We start from the raw sequence: 24,651 nt of genomic DNA, 5'->3' as shown, positions 1-24,651 counted from the left end.
TTATCGTTTACGTCCATCGCGAGCAGGCTCGCTCCTACAGGAATGATGGTTATTGACGAAACGGCGCGAAGTTGACGTTGGTGCCTGCCGGGCGCATGTCCTGCAGGAAGGAGTCCTTGTCGGCGCTCAGTTCCAGGCTCAATGCCGCCTTGCGCTTGCCTTCATTGCGCACCACCAGGCCTTCGAGCTTCTCGCGCAGGAACACGGTCGGCACTTTCAGGTGCAGCAGTTCGTCGGTGTCCGGCGTGTGCATCAGCAGGTGAATCCACTCGTACTGACCCACGGCCAGACGCGATACCGGGATGTCGAACCACCAGATATTGCGGTTGCGGTTCAATTCGGTGAAGTGGCAGTTGTTGACGCCAAGCACAGCACCGCCGAGTTCCTGGTTTCTGCGGGCAATGGCCTGCTTTTTATCGAGTTTCATAACGTTCCTACGGGATTGGATCTTCAGCGCCAAGGCCTGAATGTGTTGCGCATTCTCAAGGGTTGGCCCGCAAACATAAAGCGCAACCTGCACTGAACGATGAAATGTCGTGGTGAAAATAAATGAAACTCCCTGCAAAAGCCCCCGGTCAACCTTGTGTAACGACTTTCCTGCATTGAAATGTCTTTAATGAAAAGAAGACGCGGCCATCTTCAGATGGCCGTTTTTGTGTCAGCCTGAACTTGCACGCCGAATTTGTTTCAAAGTCGCCAACTGGGCTACCTTGATGAAAGAAAACAGCCCCTGAGTCGCCACGACTTCACCCCAAATCCGTATGCGGCGAATGGAGACGCTAATGATTTTCCCGGACATGAGAGGCTTGCCCCTGCACCGTGTGATGATGCGCACGGTCACCGAGTTCATCGCCGACGAGATGTCGACCTATGCCTCGGCGCTGGCCTATCAAATGCTCTTTTCGCTGTTTCCGTTCATTCTGTTTCTGATCGCCCTGATCGGCTTCCTGCATCTGCCCGACTTCTTCTCCTGGCTGCGCCTGCAATCGGAACTTGTATTGCCGCCCCAGGCGCTGGAGCAGGTCAACCCGGTGATCGACCAGCTTCAGCAGTCCAAGGGGGGGCTGCTGTCAGTGGGTATCGTGATTGCGCTGTATACCGCCTCCGCCGGTGTGCGGCTGATGATGAGCGCGATGAACGCAGCCTACGACGTGGTTGAAGGGCGCCCGCTGTGGAAGCGCTTTCCGTTGTCGATCATCTACACCGTCGGCATTGCCGGCATGCTGCTGATCGCCGCAGCGCTGATGGTGCTCGGACCGCAGGTGATGGGCTGGATCGCTGCGCAAGTCGGCCTTGAGTACTTCATCGTCACCCTCTGGACCATTGCGCGCTGGCCGGTGATCGTGATTCTGCTGATGGTCGCGGTGGCGTTGATCTACTACGTCATGCCCGACGTCAAACAGGAATTCCGCTTCATCACCCCAGGCTCGGTGCTGGCGGTGGTGGTATGGATCATCGCGTCCCTGGGCTTCGGTTTGTACGTCAAGGAGTTCGCCAACTACAACGCCATGTATGGCAGTATCGGTGCGATTATCGTGCTGTTGCTGTACTTCTACATTTCCGCCGCGGTGCTGCTGCTGGGCGCGGAGATGAATGCCGTGATCGAGCACATGTCACGAGAGGGCAAGGACCCTGGCGAAAAAGTGGCTGGCGAGCATGGTCCCGTCCATGAGGAAAAGCACCACGTGTCGGGGCTTGGCCGCGATCATTCACAACCGAAACCGACCATTGACGAAACCTGATCATGATTCGTGAAATTCTGAAAATGGGCGATGAGCGCCTGCTGCGCATTGCCCCACCAGTGCCGGTCGAAATGTTCGACAGCCCCGAGCTGTGGCAGCTGATCGATGACATGTTCCAGACCATGGAAAGCGTGGGGGGCGTTGGCCTGGCCGCTCCGCAGATCGGGGTCGACCTGCAACTGGTGATCTTCGGTTTCGAGCACAGCGAGCGTTATCCGGATGCCGAAGCCGTGCCGCAGACGATCCTGATCAACCCGTTGATCACACCGCTGAGCCCGATCCTGGAAGAGGGCTTCGAAGGCTGTTTGTCCGTGCCTGGCCTGCGTGGCGCGGTGCAGCGTTACCAGCAGATTCGCTACGAAGGCGTCGACCCCAAGGGTGAGCCCATCGTGCGTTTTGCCTCGGGGTTTCATGCGCGGGTGGTGCAACATGAGTGTGACCACCTGATCGGCCGCCTGTACCCGTCGCGCATTACCGACTTCAGCAAGTTTGGCTTCACCGAGGTGATGTTCCCGGACCTGGATCCCAACGCGGACGACTAGATCACTATAAAACCCTGTGGGAGCGAGCTTGCTCGCGATGGCGGTGTATCAGTTGCCTACAATGCTGACCGACCGGACCTCATCGCGAGCAAGCTCGCTCCCACATTGGATCTCCAACTGGCTTGAGTCAGTTAAACGCCTGGAGCCAACCCCATAGCAATCATCGGCTTGCTGCGCGCGTATCGGCTCAACCGTTCAACCATCGCGTAAGGCATCGGCGGATCGAAAGTAAACCCGCGCCGCTCATAAAACCCCCGCAAATCCGGATGACAGAACAACCACACCGGCTGTTCGCAATCCTTCACCGCTGCCGCAATCAACCCGGCGGCAAGCCCTTGTTCGCGACAGGCCGGATCGACAAACAACCCGGTCAGCCAATGCCCGCCGGACACCGGACGCAAACACAGCGCGGCAACTATCTGGTCACGTCGGGCCACCCACAACTGCGCGTCGCGCACGGCTTTCATCGACGATTGGTGAGCGCGGTAGAACTTGTTCATCAATGGCCATAAAGGCTCGTCGAGCAGGGTGTATCGGGTCTCGGGCATGGTTTTGGACTGTCGGTATGCAAAGCGGGCGATTATAAAAGAACGCGCGCGCCGGGATAGGTGTATACCTGATCTCACATCCCCATGAGTGGAGTACGCATCATGTCCAAAGGTATGGATTCAAAGAAATCGGCGAAAAAGAAACCGGTGAAAACCGCCATTGAAAAGCGCGCGGACAAGAAGGCCAAAAAAGTTGGCGTATTCGGTCACTGATCCGCGTTGATTGATCGCTCCCATGCAACATGGGAGCGATCCTCCTGAAAATAATCTGCAAGATTTCCCAAGGCCATTGCACAGAAGGGGACTGGTCCCCGATCTGAGCAACGCCATGCCCCATTACTTTGATAGCGCCCACCAAGAAGAAATCGAAACACTGCGCCGACGCTTCACCGCGCGCACCGAATGGCCGACCTGGTTGCTGTTGATCGGTGTGTATGGCGGCTGGTTTGGCATCGTGTTGAACAGCCATCGATTGGGTTTATGGTGGAGCACGCTGTTGCTGACTCCATTGCTGGTGCTGTGGTTATCCGTGCAACACGAACTGCTGCACGGTCATCCCACGCGCTGGTCAACCCTGAACAAAATCCTTGGCTACGCGCCGTTTGCCGTCTGGTATCCGTACACCCTGTATCGCGACAGCCATTTGCAGCATCACCGCGACGAGGACCTGACGATCCCCGGTCGCGATCCGGAAAGCCGTTACTTGAGCGCCGGGCAGTGGCAGGGCAGTTCGCCGCTGGTGCGCAGCCTGCACTGGCTGAACAAAACCGTGCTCGGTCGTTTTTCCCTGGGGGCACCGCTGGCCTTGCTGGCATTGGCCCGTGAAGAGCTGCAACGCCTCAGGGCAGGCGAGCGCCAGGCTTGGCTGATGTGGTTGAGTCACGGCTTGATGACCGGGTTGATGCTGCTGTTCATCGCGAACTTCAGCCTGTTGCCGGTTTGGCATTACCTGTTTTTGATCAGTGTGCCGGCGCTGTCGATCGCCATGATTCGCTCCTACTATGAACATCGACCTCATGCCGCGCCGGAGCAGCGCACGGTGCTCAATGAAGCGGCGTGGCCGTGGCGCTGGCTGTTCCTGAACCTCAATTTTCATTTGGTGCACCACGAGTTGCCGGGGTTGCCCTGGTACGACTTGCCCCGCGCCTACAGGGCGCGCCGCGAGCAATGGCTGGCGCGTAGCGGCGGGTTTCTGGTGCGGGGTTATGGGCAGTTGTGGCGTGAACATGGAGTCAAGGCCATCGACAGCCCGAGGCATCCGTTTTACTGATTTTTGAATCGCCACTGATCTACTGTGGGAGCGAGCTTGCTCGCGATAGCGTCGTGTCAGTCGACATCAATGCAATCTGTTACACCGCTATCGCGAGCAAGCTCGCTCCCACAGGGGGGGCTTTGTTACATGGAAAACTTCGATGACCCAACACTTCGCCGAACTGCTGATGTACACCGCCCCCGAACCCATCCACCAGGCCAACGAACGCTGGCTGGCGCGAATCCTCGAGCACCTGGGCGACACCCGCCGGGATGCCGAAGGCCTGTCACTGCTGAACTTGTGGTTGTCGCCGCACTTGTTGCTCACCCAAACCTGCGGCTATCCGCTGATGACGGCATTGCGCGGCAAGGTCCGGGTGCTGGGGCGGCCTCGTTATGAGCTGCCGGACAGCAGTGGCGGCAATCATTGCAGCCTGCTGTTGTGCCGCGTCGATGATCGGCGACAGACCTTGGCGGATTTTCGCCACAGCCGAGGGGTGATCAATAGCCAGGACTCCAACAGCGGCATGAATTTGCTGCGCCACCGTTTGGCATCCTTGCAACGTGACGGGCGGTTTTTTACCCAGGTCGGAATCAGCGGCAGCCATCGCGAAAGCCTGCGCTGGTTACACGAAAACCTTGCCGATCTGGCGGCCATCGACAGCGTGACCTTCGCCTATCTGGCACGCCACGCCGCAGAGGAAGTGGCCGGTTTGCGGGTGATTGCCCGCAGTGCGCTCAGTCCTGCCTTACCGTTCATTACTGCCGCGACGGTCACGGATGAGCAGGCTGAAGAGCTCCTGCGGGTGATGAACCTGGCGTTGCGCGAGCTGCCGGAGGTTGCCGAAACCCTCGGTTTGCCAGAGGTACTGCCCACCAACGAAAGCGACTATCAGATTGTGCTCGACTACCAGCGTGAGGCCGAGGTGCTGGGGTATGGGGATTTGCGATAGCGGCCTGTCAGGTATTTTTTAAGTCCATAAATGAATATAAAAATAAGTTTTAAATATTATTAATGAATAAGGCTCCTTGTTAGGATTCGCCTCACCGGACCACCGGACATTCAGCGACCCCTAACCCAGGAGCCCCTATGTCCGGCGCCGATATTCTTCATCGCAAACAGGTGGACGGATTGTTCCGCGCCCACTACCTCTGGCTCTGCACGCGCCTGCGTCAGTCCCTGAACGATGCCGCCGCTGTCGAAGACATTGCCTGCGAAACCTTTGTGCAACTGCTGCAGGCCCCTGGCCTGACGGCAATCCGTGAACCCCGTGCGTTGCTCACCACCATCGCCCAGCGCCTGCTCTATCAGCGTTGGCGTCGAGGTGACCTGGAGCGTCAGTACCTTCAACAACTACGACAGGCCGAGTCGATCCACGCCCAATCGCCGGAAGAACTGGCTCAGGTGTCCCAGACCCTGACCCGTGTGGATCGCAGTCTTCAGCGGCTACCCGGCAAAGTCCGCTCGACCTTCCTGCTGTCACGGATCGACGGCCTGACCTATCCGCAAATTGCCGCTGCGCTGGGCATCTCCCTGCGTTCAGTCAGCGACTACATGACCCGTTCCCAGGCCCTGTGCGACCGGCACAGCGCCAATCAATCCCTGAACCGTCCCCTCCAGAACAAGAGGTCCGCATGAGATCGATCAAAACCCTGCTCGGCAGTTCGTTGCTGGCCCTGAGCCTGTTGTCCCACCCGGCATCGGCCACGGAAAAAGCGGCACCTATTCACTTTGGTGACATCACTTGGGAAAGCGGCAGCCTCATCACCGAAATCCTGCGCCTGATCGTCGAAAAAGGTTACGGCTACCCGACCGACACGCTGCCGGGCAGCACCGTCAGCCTTGAAGCGGCGCTGGCCAAAAACGACATCCAGGTCATCGGTGAAGAGTGGGCCGGACGCAGTCCCGCCTGGGTCAAGGCGGCGGCGGAGGGCAAGGTATTCGGCCTTGGCGATACGGTCAAAGGCGCCACCGAAGGCTGGTGGGTGCCGGAGTACGTGATCAAGGGCGATCCGGAGCGCGGCATCAAGCCCTTGGCCCCGGAGTTGAAATCCGTTGCCGACCTGGCGAAGTACAAGGACGTGTTCCGTGACCCCGAAGACCCGAGCCGCGGACGCTTCCTCAACAGCCCGACCGGCTGGACTTCGGAAATCGTCAACAGCCAGAAGCTCAAGGCCTATGACCTGACCGCCAGCTACGTCAACTTCCGCACGGGGTCTGGTGCCGCACTGGATGCCGAGGTGGCGTCGTCGATCCGCCGTGGCAAACCGGTGCTGTTCTACTACTGGTCGCCGACACCGCTGTTGGGGCGTTTTAAACTGGTCAAACTCGATGAACCACCATTCGATGCCGAAGCCTGGAAAACCCTGGCCGATGCCAACAACCCGAACCCCAAAGGCACGCGCTCGATGCCGGCCAGCCTGGCCATCGGCGTATCGGCACCGTTCAAGGCGCAATACCCGGACCTGGTGACGTTCTTTGAAAAGGTCGATTTGCCGATTGATCTGTTGAACCAGACCTTGGGTCAGATGAGTGAAAAACGGCAGAAACCCCGAGAAGTCGCCGAAGCGTTTTTGCGTGAGCAGCCGCAGGTATGGAAGGGTTGGGTGCCGGGAGAGGTGGCCACCAAAGTGAGTGCCAGCTTGTAGTTTGTTCTGAAAGTTCTGCGGTGTTTGAGCTGCAACCATTCGCGAGCAAGCCCGCTCCCACATTGAATCTGTGATTTCCACAAAACCTGTGGTCACCGCCGATCCCCTGTGGGAGCGGGCTTGCTCGCGAATGGTCTACAGCCTTAAGCCAATTCGGCAGCCAGCGCCGCTCTCACTACCGACCGCTGATCTGTCTTGTTCTCCGAGTATTTCCCCCCCTCGACAAGCTGCTGAACCGATTTTGTCCTCAGTAGTGGCAGACTAGTGGCCTTGCAAGCCCGAGGTTGCTGTCTATGATCAGGTGTAACTAACTGTATCGACCCTCATGAGGTGGTCGATCTCTGGTCGCAGAGTGCGCAATCGAAGGCACCAACACTTGATGGCAAGGAGCTGTCCGCTAAATGGAATTTGTTGTGAATCTGTTAGGGCTGGCCCGCATGCGGGCTATCAAGAGAAGGATGTCTTGATGAGCGTGTCGCTGTAAGGACCCTCCGATTGAACATCATTTATCACCTGACTAGTCCTTCTTTTTGGAGGGATGCGTGTGCCTGTTCCACGGAGCGTAGTGGTGGATTTGAAAGACCTGCAACGTTCATCAATCAAAAAACCGCGCGGAAGGTGATACGACAATGTTCAACCTACATCACAAGGCCGACCTGCTGGAAATTGAACGGTTCAGTTGCGCGCTGACTGAGGTTAATGCCAAGTTGGCGGCGATCAGTCATTCGATGGCGATGATTGAGTTCACTCCGGACGGCATCGTCATCGATGCCAACGAAAACTTTTGCAATGCCATGGGCTACAGCGCTGACGAGGTGCGCGGCAAACATCACCGGGTCTTTTGTGAAGAGCAGTATTACCGCAGCGATGAGTACAGCAAGTTATGGCGTGACCTGGCGCGGGGCGAGCCGCTGGGGGGGACCTTTTTGCGCTTGCACAAGAGTGGCCGGGAGATCTGGCTCGAAGCCAGTTACATGCCGGTGCTGGGCCCCGACCGGCAGGTGAAAAGTGTGATCAAGGTAGCCACCGACATCACCGCACGGATCAACAAGGAACACGAAAACGAAAGCAGGCTCGCCGCGATCGGCCGTTCGATGGCCGTGATCGAATTCACGCCCGAAGGCAAGGTCATCACCGCCAACGAGAACTTCCTGAAAACCATGCAGTACTCGCTCAACGAAGTGGCGGGGCAGCATCACAGCCTGTTCTGCCACCGTGCCGAAGCCGAGTCCCAGGGCTACCGGAATTTCTGGGCTTCGCTCAACCGCGGCGAATATCACTCACATCGTTTCGAACGCAGGAACAAGCAAGGTCAGACGGTATTCCTGGAAGCCTCCTACAACCCGTTGTTCGACGCCAAGGGGCGGTTGTACAAGGTGGTCAAGTTCGCCAGCGATATCACCCACCAGATGACCACCCTGCAAACCGCCGCAGAGTCGGCCCACAGCACTTCGGTACAAAACGACGTCTGCGCGCGCAAGGGCTCCGAGGTGGTGCAGCAGACGGTGCAGATCATCCAGGACATTTCCCGGGACTTGAACGAGGCGGCTCTGAGCATCGACGCCGTGAGCAAACAGTCCGACATCATCGGCACCATCGTGCAGACCATTCGCGGCATTGCCGATCAGACCAACCTGCTGGCGCTCAACGCGGCGATCGAAGCGGCCCGTGCCGGAGAGCACGGGCGCGGGTTTGCGGTGGTAGCCGATGAAGTGCGCAGCCTTGCGGCGCGCACCAGTCAGGCGACGCTGGAGATTGTCGAGGTGGTGCGCAAGAACCACGATTTGTCGCTCAGCGCGGTGTCGAGCATGCAATCGAGTCTGAGTCGAACTGGCCTCGGAGTTGAATTGGCGAACGAGGCAGGGGAGGTGATTCTGGAAATCCAGCAGGGCTCGCGGCATGTGGTGGATGCGATCAGTCAGTTCAACTCGACGTTGCAATTGAACTAGTCGCGGTAGGGTCGATAACGCGTGTTTTCTGGATATACGCGGCGCTCTTGCATCCATCGCGAGCGAGCTCGCTCCTACAAAAAACGTTGACCCACTGTAGGAGCGAGCTTGCTCGCGATGGACGTCAACGATAACGCGTGAAAGCTGGTTGAACGCGGTGTTCTCAGGTCCATCGCGAGCAAGCTCGCTCCTACAAGAAACAGCGCGGCATTTTGCGGCTCCTCAAGGCAAGCCATTGCAGCCGTGCTTGAGGAACCCCGGACGTTGCGCCAGACGCTGGAAGTATTCATCGACGGAGGGGTAATCCGGACGCTCGATCGGCGTCATCAGCCAGCGATTGACCGACAAACCGATGACAACGTCGGCCAGGGTAAAGTGTGGTCCGGCGACATACGCCTTGGTGGTTGCGAGTTGATGTTCGAGGATGCTCATTTTCTGGTTCCAACTACGGATGCCGACTTCAAGGCTATGCGGGTCCTGGAATTCCGGGTCCTTGCGCACCAGTGACATGAACGGGTATCTCCAGGACGGATTGAGCTCGGTGGCTTGCCAGTCCATCCACTGCTCCACCCGAGCGCGGGCGGCCGGTTCGGTGGGCAGCAACTCGCTGTGATGGTGGTGGTGTTTGCCAGCCAGATAGCGGCAGATGGTATTGGATTCCCACAACACGCCGGCTTCATCGATGATCACCGGCACCTGTGCATTGGGATTGAAGCGCAGGAACTCGGGGCTGTGGGTGGACGCGAAACCACTGCCCCAGTCCTCGCGTTCGTAGGCAATACCCAGCTCCTCGCAAGTCCACAGGACTTTTCGGACGTTGATGGACGAGGCTTTGCCGAGAATCTTTAGTGCATGTTCCATTTTGCTACTCCGTCAGCGAATCATGGCGTCGGGAATTCATAGTGTGCCTGCCGACGGCTGACATCAAGTCTGCAGGATCGGCAGGACCAGACGTAAACCTGTAGGAATGGTCCGTAGGCAAGGGGTATCAGAGGATTTCCGCAGACAGTGATTTCTTGCGCAATTACCTACGACTACGCCAGAATCCGCCGACTTGTGCGCTTGGTATCCGGACTCGTATTGTTCCGTGTCGCTGCAAATTCAGCGATCGGGTCTAGCAGCCTGGATACTTTAGACGCATGGCGTCCACCGTTCGTGATCGGTTCACGTTATGGCGGCTGTGTGTGGGAAGACCTTCGGGTCTACCGGGTTCTAGAGTCCTGGTCTGCTAGCCCGCGCACGGCTGCCACCTTAATTTCGTCTAGCAGCGAATCGTGACAGCTCCATCACTCTAGGAGCATTGCCATGTTCAAACCCACGCCCAACCCCCCACGCAATCCCAGCCCCATGTTCTCCATCTCGCCTGGCATCAACAACGAAACGCTGTTGGCGCACGCCTGTGAATCACTGGCCTCGGCGAGTGTCATGACCAATGACTTTGCTACGTTTCTGGAAGGTAGCCATCGCAACACGGCGCTGGCGATCGCACAGATCATCATGCTGGCCGAGCTGGCGGTGAACCGGGTGCTGGATAACCTCGATCCGCAGGATTGAACACTGAGCGGGGGCGAAAGGCTTTCCCTGTGGCGAGGGGGCTTGCCCCCGTTCGGCTGCGGAGCAGTCGTAATCCAGTTCACGGGTTTTACCTGTATGACTGCGGCGCTGTTTTTGGGGCTGCTTCGCAACCCAACGGGGGCAAGCCCCCTCGCCACAAAATCTGACTTCACTGCGGGTGTGTCGTGCTTACGTGCTTTCGCGCACCTTCAACTCAAACCCCATGTCCTGCACCGGTTTGGCCACGGTGTTGCCGGCCATCAGCGTCAGCATCTGCTCCGCCGCGCGACGGCCGATGGCTTCACGCGGGGTGTTGATGCTGCTCAGGCGCGGGACCATGTGTTCGGACATGGGCAAGTCGTTGAAGCCGAGGATCGCAACCTGTTCGGGGATCTTGATCCCGTTGCGCATGGCTTCGAGCAGGGCGCCCTGGGCCAGGTCGTCGTTGCCGAAGAAGATCGCATCGACATCCGGATGACTGGCCAGCAGTTGCAGGAACAACTCGCCGCCGAGGCCGACGGAGGAGGAGCGGGGCGTCAGCACTTCCAGGTCCGGGTCATACCGACCGGCCTTTTGCAGGGCTTTGCGGAAGCCTTCGCCGCGCAACAAAGTGCGCTGGTCCAGCTGCGCGCCGATGTAGGCCAGGCGCTTGCGGCCGCGGGACAGCAAGTGTTCGGCAGCCGTTTCGCCGGCCGCCAGTTGCGAAAAGCCAACGCAATTGAGCCCGGCGGCGCTGTCCAGTTCCATCATGTACACGCAAGGAATATTGCTGGCTTCGATCATCCGCCGCGAACTTTCGGTGCGGTCGAAACCCGTCAGCAATAAGCCGCGCGGTTGATAGGCCATGTAGTTTCGCAGCAGGTTTTCTTCTTCATCGCGCGAATAATGGAAGTTGCCGATCAGCACTTCGAAGCCCTTGGGGCGCAAAACCCGATGAATGGCTTCCAGGGTGTCAATGAACAGCAGGTTGGACAGCGACGGCACCAAAACCACGACTGACTGGCTCTGGGCCGAGGCCAAGGCGCGGGCGGCAGGGTTGACCACATAGTTGAGCTCAAGCGCCGCTTTTTGCACCTTTTCCACAAGTTCAGTGGCCACGGTGCTGACGCCACGCAAGGCGCGGGAGGCGGTGATCGGGCTGACGCCGGCCAGTCGGGCAACTTCGTTCAGGGTAGGGCGGCCAGTGGTGCGAGTATTTTTATCGTTCTTGGTTGTGTTCATCGATGGCTTGCCAAACAAAATTCAAGGCACTAAGGTAGCGCTGTCTCGATGCAGCTGCAAATGCGTGAGCGAGGGTTCGCCTGATCCTTGCTTTTTGGTGTTGGGACCTAACCTGCTGCAACCCATAAAATGACAAGAAAGGCGTCGGCAACTTCTGCTTTTGATCTGGTGTCATAACTGGCAAAGGTAGCGCTGTCTGCGCGCTGAGGTGTTACATGAATCATCCCATCACCGCCCTGGTCATCATGGGCGTTGCCGGTTGCGGCAAGACGTGCGTCAGCGAGGCCTTGTGCCATTTGAGCGGCGCCACTGCCATTGAAGGCGACTCTTTTCACCCTGCCGCCAATATCGAAAAGATGAGCGCGGGGATTCCCCTGAACGATGAAGACCGTGCCGGCTGGCTCGACAGCCTGTGCGATGAACTGCGCCGTGTCGACGCCAAGGGCCAGCGCCCGGTGCTGACCTGTTCGGCTCTCAAGCACGTCTACCGCGAACGTCTGCGCAGTGCCTTGCCGGGCCTGGGCTTTGTGTTCCTTGAGTTGACCCCCGAAGTCGCCGCCGACCGTGTCTCCCATCGGCCAGGCCACTTCATGCCGTCGACTCTGATCGACAGCCAGTTCGCGACCCTCGAATCGCCCGTCGGCGAGCCGTTGACCCTGGCGCTGGATGCTTCGACCTATAGCGTCGAGCAACTGGCGGCGCAGGCTCATGCCTGGTGGCAGGCGAACGGCCTGAAACAGGCGGTATGACTGTGCTCGCAAAGACAGCGCTGTCCTCACGACTTCTGATCAACCCGCTTTAATAACAACAACAACCAGGAGACACCCCTAATGTTTGGCATGTCCCACGAGACGTTCCTGCTGCTCGATGCAGTGGTCACGGTGATCGGGCTTATCGTCCTGATCACCAAGTTCAAGTTGCACCCATTCCTCGCACTGATCATCGCCGCCGCCTTCCTCGGGCTGACCTCCGGCATGCCGATCGGCACCATCATCAAGGCGTTCCAGGACGGCTTCGGTGGCGTGCTTGGTTTCGTCGGCATCATCCTGGCGCTGGGCACCATGCTCGGCAAAATGATGGCCGAATCAGGCGGTGCGGATCAGATTGCGCAGACGTTGATCCGCGCCTTCGGCAAGGACAAGGTGCAGTGGGCGATGATGTTCGCCGCGTTCCTGGTCGGCATTCCGCTGTTCTTCGAAATCGGCTTCGTGCTGCTGATTCCGCTGGTGTTCATCGTGGCCCGTCGCACTGGCGTGTCGATCATCAAGATCGGTATCCCGCTGCTGGCCGGTCTGTCCGCGGTACACGGCCTGGTGCCGCCGCACCCGGGTCCGCTGCTGGCCATCGGCGTGTTCGGTGCCGACATCGGCAAGACCATTCTGTACGGCCTGATCGTTGCGTTGCCAACCGCCATCATCGCTGGCCCGATCTTCGGTACGTTCATTGCCAAGCACATTCCCGGTCATCCGAACCAGGAGCTGGTGGATCAACTGTCGCGCGAAACGGATTCGGCTGAACTGCCGAGCTTCGGCATCACGCTGGTGACCGTGCTGCTGCCGGTGTTCCTGATGCTGCTCAAGACGTTTGCCGACGTGGTGCTGCCCGATGGCAACATTTTCCGCGCCTTCATGGACCTGATCGGTCACCCGATTTCGGCGTTGCTGCTGGCATTGCTGCTGTCGCTGTATACCTTCGGCTACAAGCAGGGCATCGGTTCCAGCCAAATGATGAAATGGCTGGATGCCAGCCTCGCGCCGACCGCCGCGATCATCCTGATCATCGGTGCCGGTGGTGGCTTCAAGCAGATGCTGGTGACCAGCGGCGTGGGTGACGTGATCGGCCACATGGCGGTGAACGCACAGATCTCGCCGATCCTGCTGGCCTGGCTGGTGGCGGCGGTGATTCGTATCGCGACCGGTTCAGCGACCGTGGCGACCATCACTGGCGCCGGCATCGTGGTGCCGGTGGTGGGGATGATTCCGGGTGTGAACCGTGAGCTGCTGGTGCTGGCCACCGGTGCAGGCTCCCTGATCCTGTCCCACGTCAACGACGCCGGTTTCTGGTTGGTGAAGCAGTACTTCAACATGACCGTGGCCGAAACCTTCAAGACCTGGACCGCGATGGAAACCATCCTCTCCGTGGTTGGCCTGGGCTTTATCCTGTTGTTGTCGCTGTTCGTCTAAGCGATTCGACAGGCACAAAAAAACCGCTGCGATGCGGTTTTTTTGTGTTCGAAGGGTGAACCTGTTCATTGTGGCGAGGGGGCTTGCCCCCGTTCGGCGGCGAAGCCGTCGTAAAACCAGTTAACGCATTTTGCCTGAAGCACCGCGGTGACTGGTTTTGGGATTGCTGCGCAACCCAACGGGGGCAAGCCCCCTCGCCACAGGAATGTTCTTGCCACAGGTTTTTGTGTCAGGCGTTGGTTTTCGGTGCCAACCCATCCGCCCTGAACATCCCGCGAATCCCGCGTACGGCCTGACGAATCCGGTCCTGGTTTTCAATCAGGGCGAAGCGCACGTGATCGTCACCGTACTCGCCAAACCCGACGCCCGGCGAGACACATACCTTGGCTTCGGCCAGCAGTTTCTTGGCGAACTCCAGCGAGCCCAGGTGCGCATAAGCCTCGGGAATCTTGGCCCAGACATACATCGACGCTTTCGGGTTTTCCACCATCCAGCCCAGTTCATGCAGACCCTTGACCAGCACATTGCGCCGCTGCCGATACTGCTCGGCGATGTCGCGCACGCATTGCTGATCGCCTTCAAGCGCAGCGATGGCCGCCACTTGCAGCGGAGTGAAGGTGCCGTAGTCGTGGTAGCTCTTGATCCGCGCCAGGGCATTGACCAGTTCCGGGTTGCCGACCATGAAGCCAATGCGCCAGCCGGCCATGTTGTAGCTCTTGGACAGGGTGAAAAACTCCACCGCAATGTCCTTGGCCCCGGGCACTTGCATGATCGACGGGGCTTTCCAGCCGTCGTAGACGATGTCGGCGTAGGCCAGGTCGTGTACCACAAGCACGTCGTACTGCTTGGCGAGGGCGATCACTCGCTCGAAGAAATCCAGCTCCACGCACTGGGCGGTCGGGTTGGACGGGAAACCGAGGATCATCATCTTCGGCTTCGGGATCGAACCGCGAATGGCCCGCTCCAGTTCAGCGAAGAAATCCACGCCCGGCACCAGCGGCACCGACCGCACCTGGGCGCCGGCAATCACGGCACCGTAGATGTGAATCGGGTAGCTCGGGTTGGGCACGAGCACGGTGTCGCCCTGATCCAGGGTGGCCAGCATCAGGTGCGCCAGGCCTTCCTTGGAACCGATGGTGACAATGGCTTCACTTTCCGGGTCGATGTCGACCTCGTAGCGGTCCTTGTACCAGTTGGAAATCGCCCGGCGCAGGCGCGGAATGCCCTTGGACGTCGAGTAGCCGTGGGTGTCTTCGCGCTGGGCCACCGTGACGAGTTTTTCGACGATATGCGGCGGCGTGGCGCCGTCGGGGTTGCCCATGCTCAAGTCGATGATGTCTTCGCCACGACGACGGGCGGCCATCTTCAGCTCGGCAGTGATGTTGAAAACGTAAGGGGGGAGTCGATCTATGCGCGCAAAGCGGCGCGGCGAACCTTGTTCGGCCATTGTTGCCTCGGATAACGTAAGCGCCCGGAACCGTCCGAGCGACGCTGGTCACTGCGGTGACCTGTGGCGGAATGTAAGGGCAGCTGTGGCAGACTGTCCAGCCTCAATGTAAACAAATTTTTCCGAAGGATAGGGTTCGATGGAATTTACCAGCGGCTTCTTGCTGAGCCTCTCGCTGTGCCTGGATATCGGCGTGGCCAACATCGCGATGATCACCCTGGCCATGCAGCGCGGCTATTTCCAGGGGTTTGCGCTGGGGCTGGGGACTTGTGTCGGCGACCTGATCTACGCGGTACTGGCACTGGCCGGCATGACCGTGTTGCTGCAATACGAAACCGTGCGCTGGGTGCTGTGGATCGGTGGCTCGGCGCTGCTGGTGTACTTCGCGGCGAAGATGATCTATTCGGCGATTCACCACGAAGCGGTGCTGGCGCAATCGGCCGAGGTGGGGCACAACTCCCATCGCAAGGAGTTCTTGCGCGGGATCTTCCTGGCCATGTCGTCGCCCAGCGCGATTCTCTGGTTCGCTGCGGTGGGTGGCACGCTGATCGCCCGTTCCGGCGGCGGTGGCGCCCTCAGCTCCGCGCTGTTTCTCGGCGGTTTTCTCTGCGCAGGGATTCTCTGGTGTGTCGGGCTGTGCTTTGCTGCGAGCCACGGCGGCAAGTTGCTCGGCGACAAGCTACTGCGGTATTCCTACATGGCATCGGCAGCGATCTTCTGCTATTTCGCGGTCTACGTGATCCTATCGGGTTACAACGAGTTTGTCGGTTCAGGCGCCGTCGAGCAATTGCACGCCCTGTAATTGGGCGAATCGGGTTTGGCTTCTATACTCCCAGCCGAACCCACTTTTTGCTCCAGGAGTTGAGCCATGGATGAGCAAACACGCGTCGAACTGGCGGAGCCACGCTTCGAACACGGACACTTCCTGCTGATTGCAGGGCTTGGCGGAACATTTACCCAACAATCCGTTCAAGGCATTCCCGAACTCTGGGAGAAACTCATCCCGCATCTGGGCCATATTCCGGGCCAAAAAGGCGAAGTCACCTACGGTGTCTGCTGCAATTTCGACGGCAAGGGCGGCTTCGATTACATCGCCGGGGTCGAGATCAGCAAGCTCGACGACTTGCCCGAAACCTACCGCTGGGTAGAAGTTCAGCCGCAGCAGTACGTGGTGTTCGAACACAAAGGACCGCTGGACACCCTGCCGCAAACCTTTCAGTACATCCATGGCACGTGGCTGCCGCAGTCCGGCCACGAGCTATTGGCGGCTCCGGAGTTCGAGCGCTACAGCGAAGACTTCAACCCCAAACTCAACACCGGCAAGCTGGAAATCTGGCTGCCGATCAAGGCATGACACCTGCACGAGAGGCGGATCAGCCGATTCGTCTCTCGATGTCCCACAGCAGCTGATTTATCATCCCCAGCCTTTCCCATGCTGATCCCGAGCTGCCATGAACACCGTCATCCGCAACGTCACCCCCGCCGATCTGGACCGCTGCTTTGCCATCGAAACCCTTGCCTATGAAGGTGACGAAGCCGCGACCCGCGAGAAAATCGCCACCCGCATCGCCACCTGGCCCGAGGGTTTTATCGTCGCTGAAGTGGACGGGGTTGTCGCCGGATTCATCAACTCCGGTGCGGCGTTCCAGGTGGAAATGTCGGACGAGGCGTTCAAGGAACTGATCGGCCACGACCCGGCCGGGCCGCATGTGGTGATCATGTCGGTGGTGGTGCACCCGGATTATCAGGGCCAAGGCCTGGCGAAGCACCTGATGGCCGAGTTCATCGAACGCATGCGCGCGATGGGCAAGGTCACCATCAACCTGATGTGCAAGGAACGGCATATTCCGTTGTATGCCGGGTTCGGCTTTGCCTACGTTAAACCCTCGGCCTCGGACCATGGCGGCATGGCGTGGCATGAGATGGTGCTCGAACTCTGATCCGACGTAGATCCCTTGTGGGAGCGAGCTTGCTCGCGATAGCGGACTATCAGTCGACATCGATGTTGAATGTTACGCCGCCATCGCGAGCAAGCTCGCTCCCACAGTAGTTTTGTGGTGTTGGTGGGGGCTGTGTTCAAAACACCAACCCCATCCGCCGCTCATACCCGATCCGGCCCTTGTATGCCTCGCCGCTGTCGACAAAGCCATACCTGGCGTACAGGGCGATGGCCGCCTCGTTGTCGGCATCCACCGACAGTTCCAGCCCCTTGATTTCCGGCCAGGCCCGGCGTGCGGCCTCGGGTAGCGCCTGCAGGCAGGCCTTGCCGTAGCCTTTGCCTTGAGCGCGTTGATCGACTTGCAGCGCATGCAGCGTGGCGCTGTGCTCATCGGCCCAGGCCGGCAATACCGGCGGGCGCTTGAGCAGCAGGAACGCGACGGGCACATCCTCGGCCAGCAGGGCGAAGCCCTTGACGCCAGGGCCGGGCTTGGACAACAGCGTGTGCAAGGCGCCGTGGATGTCACCCGAGAATCTGATCTGTTCCGAATGCACTTCAATGGCCTCGACCTGCTGGCGCTGCAGCGCATTCAGGCTTTCATAAGGCACGAGTCGGGCTGTCACGGGAGTGTCCTTTTTCCATCACAAATGAGCCTCGGATTCTAGCGAGTTTGCTTTCCCGGATTATTTTTATTTCACCTGTCGATTCACCGGATCGCCAGACGACTAAGGGTGTCTTCACTATAAAAACCACGGAGAACCACCATGAACTCGCAAACCCAGATCCAGAACCTCATCGAGAACTATCGTCAGGCGGTCATGACCAAGGACATTGAAAAAGTCATGGCTCTGTATGCCGATGACATCGTCTCCTTCGACGCGGTCAAGGCCCTGCAATTCAAAGGCAAGCCGGCGTATCGCGCGCATTGGCAGGCCTGCATGGAAATGTGCCCCGGCCCGCACATCTTCGAATTCGACGAAATCACCATCGAGCCGTCCCAGGAAATTGCGTTCGCTCACTGGCTGGCACATTGCGGTGGCACCAACGACAAGGGCGAAACCCAGTCCTGCTGGATGCGCGTCACCGCCTGCTATCGGCAAGAAGCCGGGCTGTGGCAGATCGTCCACGAACATTGGTCGGCGCCATTCGACATGACCAGCGGCGCGACGCTGTTCGACCTCAAGCCCTGATCGTCGGGAAGCCGAGCCAGAATGCCAATCAGCGGCCATAGTTGATCGTTCGATAAGGAGAGCGTGATGAAGTATTTATGCCTGGTCTACAGCGATGAGCGGTTGCTGCATTCGTTACCTCAAAGCCCGAAGGACGAAGAGTGCATGGCCTATGCCGAGTCGATCCAGGGCAGTGGCCGGATGGTTGCCGCCGAGGCGCTGGAGTCGGTGCAGACCGCCACCACCGTGCGCATGCGCAATGGCAAGATGTCGATCACCGATGGGCCATTCGCTGAAACCAAGGAGCAATTGGCCGGTTTTTATCTGATCGATGCCAAGGACCTCAACGAAGCCATCCAGGTCGCCGGGAACATTCCGGCGGCCCGGGTCGGCAGTGTCGAAGTGCGCCCCGTTCGGCAGTTGAATCCTTAAGATGCCGGGGCTGCCGGTTCAGGCGCAGGTCGAGCGGGTTTATCGCGAAGAGTCGCGGCGGATTCTTGCGACCCTGATTCGCTTGCTGGGTGATTTCGACCTCGCCGAAGAGGCCTTGCACGAGGCGTTTTTCATCGCGGTCGAACGCTGGCAGCGTGACGGCGTGCCGGACAATCCGCGGGCCTGGCTGGTGTCCACCGGGCGCTTCAAGGCCATCGATGCCTTGCGCCGACGCGCACGCTTTGCCGCGTCGCAGCCCTTGCTGATCGCGCAACTGGAGGAACTGGAGCAGGCCGACTGGAGTGATGAAGACGTGGAAGACGATCGCCTGCGGCTGATCTTCACTTGCTGCCACCCGGCCCTGGCGGCCGACGCACAAGTGCCACTGACGCTGCGGGAAGTCTGCGACCTGACCACGGAAGAAATCGCCCGGGCCTTTCTCTCGGCCCCGGCCACCATCGCCCAGCGCATCGTGCGCGCCAAGGCGAAGATCCGCGATGCGAAAATCCCTTATCAAGTGCCGACACTCGCTGAGCTACCCGAGCGCCTGGACAGTGTATTGCGGGTGATTTACCTGGTGTTCAACGAGGGCTACTCGGCGTCCATCGGGGCAGAACTGATCCGCGAGGATTTGACCCGTGAAGCGATCCGACTCGGGCGGTTGCTGGTGGAACTGCTGCCGGAACCGGAGGTGATGGGCTTGCTGGCGTTGATGCTGCTGCACGAGTCGCGCCGCCCGGCCAGGACCTCGGCGAGCGGCGAGCTGATTGTGCTGGACGAACAGGACCGTTCGCTGTGGGACGCCGGGTTGATCAGTGAAGGCTGCACGCTGGTCGAGCGGGCGCTGACCATGGGACGATTCGGACCCTATTGCCTGCAAGCGGCGATCGCAGCGGTGCACGCCGAAGCCCCGACGGCGGGGGAAACCGATTGGCCGCAGATTGTCGGTCTGTATGACGTCCTGCTGCGGGCTGTGCCGTCGCCGGTGATCGAATTGAATCGTGCGGCGGCGATTTCGCAACGGGATGGTCCGCTGGCGGGACTGACGTTGGTCGACGCCATTCTGGAGCGGGGAGAACTGCTCGACTACCACCTGGTGCATTCGGCGCGGGCGCAATTCTGTTGGCAACTGGGTCGCAAGCAGGAGGCGCGGGCCGCGTGGGAGCGGGCGCTGGCGTTGACCCGACAAGAGCCGGAGCGGCGGTTTATCGAAGGGCGGCTCAAGGCGTTGGATTGATGTGGCCGTTCTGGCCTCATCGCGAGCAAGCTCGCTCCCACAGGTATCGAGTACGCCATCAATCCCTGTGGGAGCGAGCTTGCTCGCGATAAGGGCCGAAGGACCTTCACTCCAGCATCTTGCCCAGCAACCAGCTCCCCGCCGGCCCCGGCGGATTCAGCCGCGACCACAACGCATCCACCGACACCGTTTTCGGCCAGCCGCGCACCACCAGTTCCTGCAACGTACCGGGCCCGAACCGCTCGACCAGCCAGCGGGGCAACGGCGCCCAGCCGAATCCGCCCTGGGCCATTTCCAGCAACATCAGGTAACTCGGCGCCGACCAGACGCGGCCCTTCGCCCGGCTTTCATAGGGATTGATGATGGTGGCCAGACGCAGTTCGCGGTGTTGCTGCAGTACGTCCCGGTCGATGTGGTCCAACGTCGCCAAAGGATGCGTCGAGGACACGAACAAGGCGATTTCCGTGCGCTCGTCCACCGTCGAACTGACCAGGTCCGGCGGGTAGCTGTCCTGCATTTCGGCGAAGGCAATCTGCGCCCGGCCGCTTTGCACCAGGGACATCAGGTCATCGCATTCGGCGATCAGACACTCGAGCTCCAGGTCTGGGTAACGCTGCTCGAAGGCACTGAGGGCGGCTTCGAAGCGGTCCGACTGATAGGTATCGGACAGCGCCACCGTCAGCTTCGCTTCCACCCCTTGGGACAGTTGGCTGGCGGCTATTTCCAGGCGACTGGTGGCGGCCAGGATGTCTTCGGCCCGTTGCAGCATGACGTGTCCGGCCGGGGTCAAGCCGGGCTTGCGGCTGCTGCGGTCGAACAGCGTCACATTCAGGTCGATTTCCAGGCTGGCCACCGCCGCACTGATGGTCGACTGACTGCGGCCCAATTTGCGCGCCGCGGCGGAAAACGAGCCTTGGGTCGCGGCTTCGACAAACGCCAGCAACACTTCGTGAGAGGCCATGAACTATCGCCTTGATCGATGGTTATTGGTTATGAAGTATCGGCGTGCTGATGGATCATGGCAACCACAGTCACCCAAGGGAGTTCGGCCATGAGCGCCAACAAATCCATTACTGAACGTATTTTTCAAGCCATCGGCTTCGAACTGCTGGCCATCCTGATCTGTACCCCATTGCTGGCCTGGATCATGAAGAAACCGATGCTGGAAATGGGCATGGTCACCATCCTCATCGCCGGCCTGGCCCTGGCCTGGAACGTGGTCTTCAACGGTATGTTCGATCGGCTGCTCAAGCGCCTCGCCATCGCACACAACGCCTGGGTCCGTGTGGTGCATGCGCTGTTGTTCGAAGGCGGCCTGGTCGCCCTCGGCGTGCCGCTGATCGCCTGGTGGCTGAATGTCAGCCTGTGGCAGGCGTTCTTGCTGGATATCGGTGTGTTGCTGTTCTTCCTGCCGTACACCTACGTCTACCACTGGGTGTATGACGTGGTTCGGGAGCGGATGCTGGTGACTCGTGAGGTTTGCTGAGTCGTGTTTGAACCGGTTTTTGTGGGAGCAAGCTTGCTCGCGATGGCGGTGTGTCAGTCAACTTCATTGCTGAATGTCAGACCGCTTTCGCGAGCAGGCTCGCTCCCACAGGTTTTGCACCCGATCAGACGTGGAAGTAACCCACGCACGAATCGAACGGCAGGCGCTTGAGTTCGATCTTGTTCAGGTCGAGCACTTCACGCAGGGCCTTGGTTTCGCCCGGGAAGTTGCGGTAGGCGACTTCGTCGAGCACCACGATCGCGCCTTTGGGCATGTACGGCAGGAAGGTTTCCAGCGCGACTTTGGTCGACTCGTACAGGTCGGTGTCGAGGATCAGCATGGCCACGACCAGGTCGGGACGGGTCTTGACCCACTCCGGTACGGTCTTGACGATGTCGCCCTTGACCAGTTCGCAGCGCGGAATGCGATTGACCGGGCGCAACAGGTCGTTGGCGTCGATCATGTCCTGGATCAGCGACTGGTCGGTGTCGGCGAACATGGTTTCGTTGACGTCGGCCGGGTCTTCTTTCTTGTCGATGCTCTGGAAGCCTTCGAAGGTGTCGAAACCCACGATCGAGCGGTTGATCGCATACGGTTCGAGAATCATCGACAAGTGCATGTAGAGCATCAACGAGTTGCCCTTGTACACGCCGCACTCAATGATGGCGCCCGGCACTTCCGCGACCTTCTTGAACAGCTCCATGCGCGACAACGCGGCAGTCACGCCAATGCGGTTGGCGAAGACGAACGGAGCGTCGGCCACGTATTCGGCATCGACCCGTTTCAGGACGTTGGTACGGGTTTCGTTGTACTGGGCCTCGGCGGGCGTGATGCGACGCTTGGTCATTGCGGGATTCCTCGGAAATTCGAAAAGTCGTGGACGTGGAAGTAGTCTTTGAAGCCGGCGCCAACATCCGGGCAGGCGCTGTCGACGTTAATCGCGCCGCGCTGGTGCTTGAGGTCGTCGAGGTGCATCAGGCGAAAGTCCACGCTGAAGCGGGTTTGTTGCGTGTAATTGGGAACGGTGCCGTGCAGGTGCGAACCCGAGAACACCAGCATCTCGGCGGTGTTGCCGGCGATGCGCAGTTCAGAGGCGCTATTGATCGCTTCGGTGGGCACCGGGTGCTGGCGCGCCTCTTCCTTGACGTTGTCCTTGGCGCGCTGGCGTTGCACGCCGATCCAGTCGGACAGGCTCCACTGCGCCGAGGTGTTTTTCACCGGGGCGTCGAAGTAGGCCGGGTTGATCATCATGGTCTGGTCAGGCTGGATCGTGTAGACCGGCATCCAGGTATTGATCTGGCAGTCGACACCGCCGTACCAGGTATCGCGATGGGGTTTGTAGGCGTAGCTGACGCCAGCGTGCAGGTAGTCGTAGTTGGGTACGACACGGATGCGCGGGACGTCGAAAATGAACTCCTCGGGAGCGGCACCGATTTCGTCGGTGAAGCTGCGGATCAGCTCCTTGGCACGCAGGCTGTTGGTGAACTGGCCCTTGAGCCGAGTCACCAGCACCACGAACTCTTCCACCGGCATCAGTGTGTGCAGCGCCTGGTGGTTGGTCTCGCCATCGAAGGCCGCCGTGATGCTTTCCTGGGCAAAGGCACAGAGTTCTTTGGCGGCGCGTAACTGCGTGTTCAGGAAAATATCGCCCGCGTAAATGGCTTCTTTAAAGTCAGCTTTCTGTTGCAGCTGATTGATGTACAGATTCACGGTTCCTCTCCTGAATACATCGAGTGTCTTATGAGTCGGCACCACGCTGGCAAACTGAAGGGCTGCCGGACGAGTTGTGCGTCAATAAAGCGCAGCCCTTGAGTTCGCGAGCAAATGCCGTGCCGCTGGACGAAAAAATCCCGACGGGAAAACCCGCCGGGATGATGTGCTTCGAACTTGTACCCTGTGGGAGCGGGCCTGTCGGAACGCCACACCGCCCCGTTCGGCTGCAGAGCAGTCCTCAATCCTGCTAGTGCGGTTTGAATGACCGAGTGCTGGGGCGGCTGCGCCACCCAGCGGGGGTAAGCCCCCTCGCCACAGTTGATCAGTGTGTCAGGTGATGACGGGGACTCAATAATCCTGCTGCTTGCGAAACGCCCAGCGCCCGGCGATCACGGTAAAGGTCGCGACCAGCGCCACCAGGATCCAGAAACCCTGCGGGTCATCCGCCAGCGGAATGCCGCCGACGTTCATGCCGAAGAAACCGGCGATGATGTTGATCGGCAGCGCCAGCACCGTCACTACCGTCAGGGTGAACAGCGTGCGGTTGGTCTGTTCGTTGATGTTGGCGGCGATCTCTTCCTGCAACAGCTTGATCCGTTCACCCAGCGCCGTGAGGTCGTTGATGATCAGCGCGAACTCCTCGGTGGATTTGCGCAGCTCCTTCACGTCTTCCTTTTGCAGCCATTGCGGTGGCCGGTTGAGCAGGCGCAGCAATGAGCCTGGCTCCAGCGCCAGCAGCCGTTGCAATCGCACCAGTACCCGCCGATTGGCGCCCAGTTCAGCGCGGTTGGTCGACAGCCGCGAGGACAGCAATTGGTCTTCGATCTGGTCCACGCTCTGACTGGTCTTGCGCACGATCTGGGTCAGCACCTCACCCTGGTCGCGCAGCAAATGCACCAGCAGCTCCAGCGGGGAGCGAAAGCACTCCCGGGCCTTCACCGACGAGCGCAATTTGTCCACCGAGTGCAGCGGTTGCAGGCGGGCGCTGATGATCAATTGGCTGCGGGCGCACACCCACAGGGTCGAGACATCCGACGAGACCATGTTGCTGAGGTTGAACACCACATCGTTGACCACTGCCAGCAGTGCGGAGTCGACATGCTCGATGCGCGTCGAACGCGAGCCTTCGTGCAGCGCTTCGAAAAATTCCTCGGGCAACTCCAAATGGCTTTTCATCCAGCGCTCGCACGCGGCGTGGGCGAGGTTCAGGTGCAGCCAGAGAAATTGCTCATCGCTTTGCGGCTGTTGCAGGTACTGCAAGGCCTCGGCGGAATTGATTTCCCGACCGGCCTCACCGGGGCGAAAACTGAAACCGTAAAGCAGGCCGAACAGATCCGTGTCGCGATGGCTTTGATCGATGCTGTGGTTCATGAGGACTCGCAAGGGGAGGCGCCTGTTACGTGTTTTACAGGTTCACTTGAGCGGCATCATCGCAAACGGGAATGACGTTTTTGTGACAGGAAAACAACGCAAAAAATTGTTCTACCGGCGGTCGGGATTTTCTCAAGAACCGCTCTGGCTAGCCGATCACGCTTGGGTTAAGTTGCGCGCCGCAGGCCTCGGCCGGGACCGCAGACAGGGATGTCCGG

Annotated in this window: 27 protein-coding genes and 1 pseudogene; 18 read left to right on the top strand and 10 right to left on the bottom strand. The window is 59.5% G+C overall.

Translation table 11 applies throughout. From position 1 onward, the window contains the following. Nucleotides 1–49: 49 nt before the first annotated feature. Entirely contained in the window at nucleotides 50–427 is a 378-nt protein-coding gene (locus tag AC1Q6Y_RS03770; RefSeq protein ID WP_008019269.1) for a hypothetical protein, read from the bottom strand. A gap of 355 nt (nucleotides 428–782) precedes the next feature. Between AC1Q6Y_RS03770 and AC1Q6Y_RS03765 the strand changes: the two genes are divergently transcribed. Next, nucleotides 783–1,742, top strand: coding sequence for a YihY/virulence factor BrkB family protein (locus AC1Q6Y_RS03765; protein WP_340313217.1), 960 nt, complete (start codon nucleotides 783–785; stop codon nucleotides 1,740–1,742). 2 nt (nucleotides 1,743–1,744) lie between these two features. Then, nucleotides 1,745–2,284: a peptide deformylase gene (gene def / locus AC1Q6Y_RS03760; protein ID WP_154947525.1), complete on the top strand. Its 540-nt coding sequence runs from the start codon at nucleotides 1,745–1,747 to the stop codon at nucleotides 2,282–2,284. Nucleotides 2,285–2,415: 131 nt separating this feature from the next. Here def and AC1Q6Y_RS03755 read toward each other — a convergent pair whose 3' ends face one another. Beyond that, the gene (locus tag AC1Q6Y_RS03755) at nucleotides 2,416–2,832 is read right to left on the bottom strand and encodes a GNAT family N-acetyltransferase (protein WP_057713565.1); all 417 of its coding nucleotides are present in this window, start codon (nucleotides 2,830–2,832) and stop codon (nucleotides 2,416–2,418) included. Nucleotides 2,833–3,160: 328 nt separating this feature from the next. Between AC1Q6Y_RS03755 and AC1Q6Y_RS03750 the strand changes: the two genes are divergently transcribed. From AC1Q6Y_RS03750 to AC1Q6Y_RS03725, 6 genes and pseudogenes are all read left to right on the top strand, one after another. After that, a complete protein-coding gene (locus tag AC1Q6Y_RS03750) occupies nucleotides 3,161–4,102 on the top strand; it encodes a fatty acid desaturase (protein WP_492624054.1) in 942 nt (313 codons plus the stop codon). Nucleotides 4,103–4,244: 142 nt separating this feature from the next. Next, a complete protein-coding gene (locus AC1Q6Y_RS03745; protein WP_492624053.1) occupies nucleotides 4,245–5,036 on the top strand; it encodes a phosphate/phosphite/phosphonate ABC transporter substrate-binding protein in 792 nt (263 codons plus the stop codon). 137 nt (nucleotides 5,037–5,173) lie between these two features. Continuing rightward, nucleotides 5,174–5,722, top strand: a complete 549-nt coding sequence (locus tag AC1Q6Y_RS03740) for a sigma-70 family RNA polymerase sigma factor (protein WP_492624052.1) — start codon at nucleotides 5,174–5,176, stop codon at nucleotides 5,720–5,722. Next, nucleotides 5,719–6,732, top strand: a complete 1,014-nt coding sequence (locus AC1Q6Y_RS03735; RefSeq protein WP_057399024.1) for an ABC transporter substrate-binding protein — start codon at nucleotides 5,719–5,721, stop codon at nucleotides 6,730–6,732. The genes AC1Q6Y_RS03740 and AC1Q6Y_RS03735 overlap by 4 nt, the downstream gene beginning before the upstream one ends. Nucleotides 6,733–7,361: 629 nt before the next feature. Then, a pseudogene (locus AC1Q6Y_RS03730) lies at nucleotides 7,362–8,135 on the top strand (PAS domain-containing protein); the annotation flags it as partial. Between the two features lie 6 nt (nucleotides 8,136–8,141). Then, complete coding sequence (locus AC1Q6Y_RS03725) at nucleotides 8,142–8,681, top strand: methyl-accepting chemotaxis protein (RefSeq protein WP_227698141.1); 540 nt, start codon at nucleotides 8,142–8,144, stop codon at nucleotides 8,679–8,681. A 222-nt stretch (nucleotides 8,682–8,903) separates the two neighbouring features. Here the strand turns inward: AC1Q6Y_RS03725 and AC1Q6Y_RS03720 are convergent, their stop codons facing one another. Next, nucleotides 8,904–9,542 carry a glutathione S-transferase family protein gene (locus AC1Q6Y_RS03720; RefSeq protein ID WP_492624051.1) on the bottom strand — a complete coding sequence of 213 codons (639 nt, stop codon included), beginning with the start codon at nucleotides 9,540–9,542 and terminating at the stop codon, nucleotides 8,904–8,906. A 444-nt stretch (nucleotides 9,543–9,986) separates the two neighbouring features. Between AC1Q6Y_RS03720 and AC1Q6Y_RS03715 the strand changes: the two genes are divergently transcribed. Continuing rightward, nucleotides 9,987–10,235 carry a DUF6124 family protein gene (locus AC1Q6Y_RS03715; RefSeq protein ID WP_349735168.1) on the top strand — a complete coding sequence of 83 codons (249 nt, stop codon included), beginning with the start codon at nucleotides 9,987–9,989 and terminating at the stop codon, nucleotides 10,233–10,235. A 189-nt stretch (nucleotides 10,236–10,424) separates the two neighbouring features. On the opposite strand, the gene gntR is transcribed toward AC1Q6Y_RS03715, so the two are convergent. After that, nucleotides 10,425–11,456, bottom strand: coding sequence for an HTH-type transcriptional regulator GntR (gntR, locus tag AC1Q6Y_RS03710; protein ID WP_057713572.1), 1,032 nt, complete (start codon nucleotides 11,454–11,456; stop codon nucleotides 10,425–10,427). Between the two features lie 215 nt (nucleotides 11,457–11,671). Between gntR and AC1Q6Y_RS03705 the strand changes: the two genes are divergently transcribed. Both AC1Q6Y_RS03705 and AC1Q6Y_RS03700 read left to right on the top strand, forming a co-directional pair. Continuing rightward, complete coding sequence (locus tag AC1Q6Y_RS03705; protein ID WP_090457379.1) at nucleotides 11,672–12,205, top strand: gluconokinase; 534 nt, start codon at nucleotides 11,672–11,674, stop codon at nucleotides 12,203–12,205. Between the two features lie 81 nt (nucleotides 12,206–12,286). Continuing rightward, a complete protein-coding gene (locus AC1Q6Y_RS03700; RefSeq protein WP_057713574.1) occupies nucleotides 12,287–13,639 on the top strand; it encodes a GntP family permease in 1,353 nt (450 codons plus the stop codon). A 229-nt stretch (nucleotides 13,640–13,868) separates the two neighbouring features. Here AC1Q6Y_RS03700 and alaC read toward each other — a convergent pair whose 3' ends face one another. After that, nucleotides 13,869–15,086, bottom strand: coding sequence for an alanine transaminase (alaC, locus tag AC1Q6Y_RS03695; RefSeq protein ID WP_057713575.1), 1,218 nt, complete (start codon nucleotides 15,084–15,086; stop codon nucleotides 13,869–13,871). A gap of 139 nt (nucleotides 15,087–15,225) precedes the next feature. Between alaC and AC1Q6Y_RS03690 the strand changes: the two genes are divergently transcribed. The 3 genes from AC1Q6Y_RS03690 (at nucleotide 15,226) to AC1Q6Y_RS03680 (ending at nucleotide 17,026) form a co-directional block, all read left to right on the top strand. Beyond that, a complete protein-coding gene (locus AC1Q6Y_RS03690) occupies nucleotides 15,226–15,888 on the top strand; it encodes a LysE family translocator (RefSeq protein WP_492624050.1) in 663 nt (220 codons plus the stop codon). 66 nt (nucleotides 15,889–15,954) lie between these two features. Continuing rightward, the gene (locus AC1Q6Y_RS03685) at nucleotides 15,955–16,440 is read left to right on the top strand and encodes a GyrI-like domain-containing protein (RefSeq protein WP_090457378.1); all 486 of its coding nucleotides are present in this window, start codon (nucleotides 15,955–15,957) and stop codon (nucleotides 16,438–16,440) included. Between the two features lie 97 nt (nucleotides 16,441–16,537). Continuing rightward, nucleotides 16,538–17,026, top strand: a complete 489-nt coding sequence (locus tag AC1Q6Y_RS03680; protein WP_492624049.1) for a GNAT family N-acetyltransferase — start codon at nucleotides 16,538–16,540, stop codon at nucleotides 17,024–17,026. Nucleotides 17,027–17,162: 136 nt separating this feature from the next. Here the strand turns inward: AC1Q6Y_RS03680 and AC1Q6Y_RS03675 are convergent, their stop codons facing one another. Beyond that, nucleotides 17,163–17,648, bottom strand: coding sequence for a GNAT family N-acetyltransferase (locus tag AC1Q6Y_RS03675; RefSeq protein WP_429520469.1), 486 nt, complete (start codon nucleotides 17,646–17,648; stop codon nucleotides 17,163–17,165). Nucleotides 17,649–17,789: 141 nt separating this feature from the next. Between AC1Q6Y_RS03675 and AC1Q6Y_RS03670 the strand changes: the two genes are divergently transcribed. The 3 genes from AC1Q6Y_RS03670 to AC1Q6Y_RS03660 all read left to right on the top strand — a co-directional run bounded on the left by AC1Q6Y_RS03670 (nucleotide 17,790) and on the right by AC1Q6Y_RS03660 (nucleotide 19,863). Next, nucleotides 17,790–18,215: a YybH family protein gene (locus AC1Q6Y_RS03670; protein WP_057713580.1), complete on the top strand. Its 426-nt coding sequence runs from the start codon at nucleotides 17,790–17,792 to the stop codon at nucleotides 18,213–18,215. 66 nt (nucleotides 18,216–18,281) lie between these two features. Then, complete coding sequence (locus tag AC1Q6Y_RS03665; protein WP_492624048.1) at nucleotides 18,282–18,626, top strand: YciI family protein; 345 nt, start codon at nucleotides 18,282–18,284, stop codon at nucleotides 18,624–18,626. A gap of 1 nt (nucleotide 18,627) precedes the next feature. Continuing rightward, on the top strand, nucleotides 18,628–19,863 hold the full coding sequence (locus AC1Q6Y_RS03660) for an RNA polymerase sigma factor (protein ID WP_492624047.1): 1,236 nt from the start codon (nucleotides 18,628–18,630) through the stop codon (nucleotides 19,861–19,863). 106 nt (nucleotides 19,864–19,969) lie between these two features. On the opposite strand, the gene AC1Q6Y_RS03655 is transcribed toward AC1Q6Y_RS03660, so the two are convergent. Beyond that, the gene (locus tag AC1Q6Y_RS03655; RefSeq protein WP_492624046.1) at nucleotides 19,970–20,824 is read right to left on the bottom strand and encodes a LysR family transcriptional regulator; all 855 of its coding nucleotides are present in this window, start codon (nucleotides 20,822–20,824) and stop codon (nucleotides 19,970–19,972) included. A gap of 90 nt (nucleotides 20,825–20,914) precedes the next feature. On the opposite strand from AC1Q6Y_RS03655, the gene AC1Q6Y_RS03650 reads away from it, so the two are divergent. Further along, entirely contained in the window at nucleotides 20,915–21,349 is a 435-nt protein-coding gene (locus tag AC1Q6Y_RS03650; RefSeq protein ID WP_057713583.1) for a multidrug/biocide efflux PACE transporter, read from the top strand. Between the two features lie 124 nt (nucleotides 21,350–21,473). Here the strand turns inward: AC1Q6Y_RS03650 and AC1Q6Y_RS03645 are convergent, their stop codons facing one another. The 3 genes from AC1Q6Y_RS03645 to AC1Q6Y_RS03635 form a co-directional block, all read right to left on the bottom strand. Next, entirely contained in the window at nucleotides 21,474–22,196 is a 723-nt protein-coding gene (locus tag AC1Q6Y_RS03645; protein WP_056725897.1) for a TylF/MycF/NovP-related O-methyltransferase, read from the bottom strand. Beyond that, a complete protein-coding gene (locus AC1Q6Y_RS03640) occupies nucleotides 22,193–23,059 on the bottom strand; it encodes a hypothetical protein (RefSeq protein WP_090457369.1) in 867 nt (288 codons plus the stop codon). Before AC1Q6Y_RS03640 ends, AC1Q6Y_RS03645 begins: the two co-directional genes overlap by 4 nt. A 351-nt stretch (nucleotides 23,060–23,410) precedes the next feature. Then, nucleotides 23,411–24,433: a transporter gene (locus AC1Q6Y_RS03635; protein WP_090457368.1), complete on the bottom strand. Its 1,023-nt coding sequence runs from the start codon at nucleotides 24,431–24,433 to the stop codon at nucleotides 23,411–23,413. Nucleotides 24,434–24,651 lie beyond the last annotated feature (218 nt).

It is taken from the genome of Pseudomonas sp. GW823-FHT06E10, assembly GCF_058794995.1.
The sequence above is the reverse complement of the archived record's forward strand: the minus strand, read 5'-3'. Positions and strand labels throughout refer to the sequence as shown.

Coding starts and splice junctions, on each gene's coding strand:
- AC1Q6Y_RS03745 (WP_492624053.1), top strand. CDS start 4,245: ATGACCCAACACTTCGCCGAACTGCTGATGTACACCGCCCCCGAACCC.
- def (WP_154947525.1), top strand. CDS start 1,745: ATGATTCGTGAAATTCTGAAAATGGGCGATGAGCGCCTGCTGCGCATT.
- AC1Q6Y_RS03685 (WP_090457378.1), top strand. CDS start 15,955: ATGGATGAGCAAACACGCGTCGAACTGGCGGAGCCACGCTTCGAACAC.
- AC1Q6Y_RS03765 (WP_340313217.1), top strand. CDS start 783: ATGATTTTCCCGGACATGAGAGGCTTGCCCCTGCACCGTGTGATGATG.
- AC1Q6Y_RS03705 (WP_090457379.1), top strand. CDS start 11,672: ATGAATCATCCCATCACCGCCCTGGTCATCATGGGCGTTGCCGGTTGC.
- AC1Q6Y_RS03750 (WP_492624054.1), top strand. CDS start 3,161: ATGCCCCATTACTTTGATAGCGCCCACCAAGAAGAAATCGAAACACTG.
- alaC (WP_057713575.1), bottom strand. CDS start 15,086: ATGGCCGAACAAGGTTCGCCGCGCCGCTTTGCGCGCATAGATCGACTC.
- AC1Q6Y_RS03720 (WP_492624051.1), bottom strand. CDS start 9,542: ATGGAACATGCACTAAAGATTCTCGGCAAAGCCTCGTCCATCAACGTC.
- AC1Q6Y_RS03635 (WP_090457368.1), bottom strand. CDS start 24,433: ATGAACCACAGCATCGATCAAAGCCATCGCGACACGGATCTGTTCGGC.
- AC1Q6Y_RS03670 (WP_057713580.1), top strand. CDS start 17,790: ATGAACTCGCAAACCCAGATCCAGAACCTCATCGAGAACTATCGTCAG.
- AC1Q6Y_RS03655 (WP_492624046.1), bottom strand. CDS start 20,824: ATGGCCTCTCACGAAGTGTTGCTGGCGTTTGTCGAAGCCGCGACCCAA.
- AC1Q6Y_RS03690 (WP_492624050.1), top strand. CDS start 15,226: ATGGAATTTACCAGCGGCTTCTTGCTGAGCCTCTCGCTGTGCCTGGAT.
- AC1Q6Y_RS03735 (WP_057399024.1), top strand. CDS start 5,719: ATGAGATCGATCAAAACCCTGCTCGGCAGTTCGTTGCTGGCCCTGAGC.
- AC1Q6Y_RS03665 (WP_492624048.1), top strand. CDS start 18,282: ATGAAGTATTTATGCCTGGTCTACAGCGATGAGCGGTTGCTGCATTCG.
- AC1Q6Y_RS03715 (WP_349735168.1), top strand. CDS start 9,987: ATGTTCAAACCCACGCCCAACCCCCCACGCAATCCCAGCCCCATGTTC.
- AC1Q6Y_RS03645 (WP_056725897.1), bottom strand. CDS start 22,196: ATGACCAAGCGTCGCATCACGCCCGCCGAGGCCCAGTACAACGAAACC.
- gntR (WP_057713572.1), bottom strand. CDS start 11,456: ATGAACACAACCAAGAACGATAAAAATACTCGCACCACTGGCCGCCCT.
- AC1Q6Y_RS03770 (WP_008019269.1), bottom strand. CDS start 427: ATGAAACTCGATAAAAAGCAGGCCATTGCCCGCAGAAACCAGGAACTC.
- AC1Q6Y_RS03740 (WP_492624052.1), top strand. CDS start 5,174: ATGTCCGGCGCCGATATTCTTCATCGCAAACAGGTGGACGGATTGTTC.
- AC1Q6Y_RS03755 (WP_057713565.1), bottom strand. CDS start 2,832: ATGCCCGAGACCCGATACACCCTGCTCGACGAGCCTTTATGGCCATTG.
- AC1Q6Y_RS03680 (WP_492624049.1), top strand. CDS start 16,538: ATGAACACCGTCATCCGCAACGTCACCCCCGCCGATCTGGACCGCTGC.
- AC1Q6Y_RS03725 (WP_227698141.1), top strand. CDS start 8,142: ATGACCACCCTGCAAACCGCCGCAGAGTCGGCCCACAGCACTTCGGTA.
- AC1Q6Y_RS03650 (WP_057713583.1), top strand. CDS start 20,915: ATGAGCGCCAACAAATCCATTACTGAACGTATTTTTCAAGCCATCGGC.
- AC1Q6Y_RS03700 (WP_057713574.1), top strand. CDS start 12,287: ATGTTTGGCATGTCCCACGAGACGTTCCTGCTGCTCGATGCAGTGGTC.
- AC1Q6Y_RS03660 (WP_492624047.1), top strand. CDS start 18,628: ATGCCGGGGCTGCCGGTTCAGGCGCAGGTCGAGCGGGTTTATCGCGAA.